Genomic DNA, 2,632 nt, shown 5'->3' with positions numbered 1-2,632 from the left:
TGAAGGCGCGACGATCGAGATTAAGGGGAATACCGAAAACGGCAGAAAGTGCGGGAAACTGAAAGAAAAGATCTACGGCAACCGCTTTATGGGAGAGATCGAAATCTCCGAAAAAGTCGAGGAAGGCGATCAGGCGTATTTTGAGGTCAAACTTCCCAAACAAGGACTCAAGGCCGAATCCAATTACATTCCCTGCGTTCCCACTATCCTCTGTACACGCATGCAGTGGGACAAGAAGGAAGCCCGTCGCGGGGATGTTCTCACCCTGTCGGCGGAATTCGAGAATGTAGGCGAATCGGTCGACGCCGTCGTTGTCATTTACGAATACGACCAGGACGGCAACCATGACAAAATCGCTTCCATCCCGACCGAAATCAAAAACCGTAAAATGCAGCTCACGTGGGAATATGAATACCACGAAGACACCGATGAAATCCCCACCAATGACGAACTCAAAGAGTACGGCAAAAGCTATAATCCGCCGGAGTATTTTTTTGTGGTGGTGATCGGGGGACAGAAATTCGGGGTGGAGCAGGAGAGTGGGTTGTTGAGGCTTAGGGACAGGAAGAAAATTCTAGTATTGGACCGCTATGGCATTGAAGCGGCCAATCGTGAAGTAACACTCCATCTTGCAGACGGCACAGAGAAGCAGGCTCAAACTGATGACAAAGGGATAGTTACTGATGACGGCCTGGTTCCGGGAAGAGTCTCTGTTGAATTGAAACCCCCAAAACAGTAGTGTGAATATGAACGACAAAAAGGGAAAAAATTATACAATCGTTGCAGGAGATACGCTTTCGGCAATCGCTTCACGGCATAATGTTGCAAGCTGGAAAGTCATCTATAACCATGAAAAAAATGCTGCCTTCCGGGAGAAGCGGCCCGATCCGAACAGGATTCAACCGGGCGATGTCTTATGGGTACCGCTGAAAGGCGATGTCGTTTCCTCTACAAACAATAGCGTTGTAATTCAAGAGACCTGCATGAGGATTCTTTTTGATGCGCACATGCATATTCAAAGTAATAACTGCTGCCCGTTGCCGCTGCAATGGGCATTGGTGGCGAAAAATTTCTTTGCGTCCACAATAAAAGGGCGCCCTGGATCAGATGACCGCAAAAAGATTAATGACTCTGCTGCATCGATGAAAACAGGATTGTTTGTCGGCCGGTTGGGAAAAGTCGGCCGCATGGATACCGGATTGATAAGCGATATGTTTATCGGGAATGCAAATGCCGAAGACATCAAAGAAGGCATACTCTGGACTGTTTTAACTTATGAAGAACAGAAAAGAATAACGCAGGGATTATCTGAAGAAGAAGGAACAAGGCGTTTACAAGAGGAAGCCGCCAGAAGGTTTCAACTACGGAATCTACAATCACAAAACTATAAAAAATATCTCGAATTTTCCGATTATACAAAACAATATTACAGTGGTATGGATATTTTTCGAATGCATATCGCTCTTCCCATGGATCTATCATTCGGTCATTACTGGGGGCGTTTTGGTCTTCCGGTTAATTTAAATACCAATGGTGGAATGTATTATATCAATGACTTTGTCGCCATTAATATCGTTACATCATCGTTTAGCGCAAATGAACCCTGTGTTACCGTAAGCCCGAATAGCATTACGCCTTATTACGCCGGTGAGGAGCCTTGTAGTATTCCCGTCATCTCCCCGTACCAATCATACCAGTTGTATCAGTCACACCATCACCTCTGGGCGCTCTGTCTGAACGGGGACAAGGAGCAGGAAATCTGTTCCATTTACAAACAGTTGGAGAAGAATATCGCGGTCCGGAATGTCCGTTCCCCGGTGCTTCCATCAAGCCATAAGCACTATATCAAATTCACCGGCGATCTTGAAAAAATCAGGAATACGATTCAAACCCCCGACGGCAAAATCAAAGCCTGTCACCTGGTAGAACGAATTCCCGGCAAGGAAACCGAATGGTTCGAATCGTTTACGCAGCAGCTCGGTAATACTATCTCGGCAGCGGTACAGTACCCTTTCGAATATTTTATCTTTTATCACTATGATCCACGACGCCATTATGTTCCGGGAAAAGATGCACCATCGGGATTTTCCTGGTCTGAGCCGTGGGAGAGCGCATTAAAAGCGAATGCATTTTTTACTTACGAAATAGATGATAAATCGATAGTCAAATACGATGACGGCGGCAGTATAACCGGAGCATTGAAGCTGTCCCTTTCAAAGGAGTTGAACGATCCCGACATTCTGAAGGCAATTATTGATAATGTCCGAAGGAAAAACGGTGATGTTTACCCGGAGCTTTTTAAACATTCGCAGAATAAAAACGGCCCGTACTGGGGCGTAAAGATGTATCCCCGGCTGGGATTTACTCCAAATGATTTCAACAGATACCCCCATTTAAGGGATTTTTATGAAAATTGTCAAAGCAATAAAATACCGATTACTTTTCATTGCTCCAGGGGAGGCATGTCCATTGCAGATTATTTCAATTATGAGCGGTATGATGCGCAAAAAGTAAAAAATCGATACGATTTGCATGAAGCTGAAGAATATTTTGATAGCCGGGGCCATACTCCTGCCCACTGGGAGAGCGTGCTGAAAGAATTTCCCACATTAAAAATATGCATGGCCCATTT

General features: G+C 45.3%; 1 protein-coding gene. It reads left to right on the top strand.

Going from position 1 to position 2,632, the window contains the following annotated elements; genetic code table 11:
• Positions 1-746: 746 nt before the first annotated feature.
• Positions 747-2,632: LysM peptidoglycan-binding domain-containing protein (locus GF401_05285; protein ID MBD3344456.1), on the top strand; the 1,886-nt coding region annotated here is incomplete at its 3' end.

It is taken from the genome of Chitinivibrionales bacterium (assembly GCA_014728215.1).
Taxonomy (GTDB): domain Bacteria; phylum Fibrobacterota; class Chitinivibrionia; order Chitinivibrionales; family WJKA01; genus WJKA01.
This window is presented reverse-complemented; position numbering and strand designations above follow the sequence as displayed.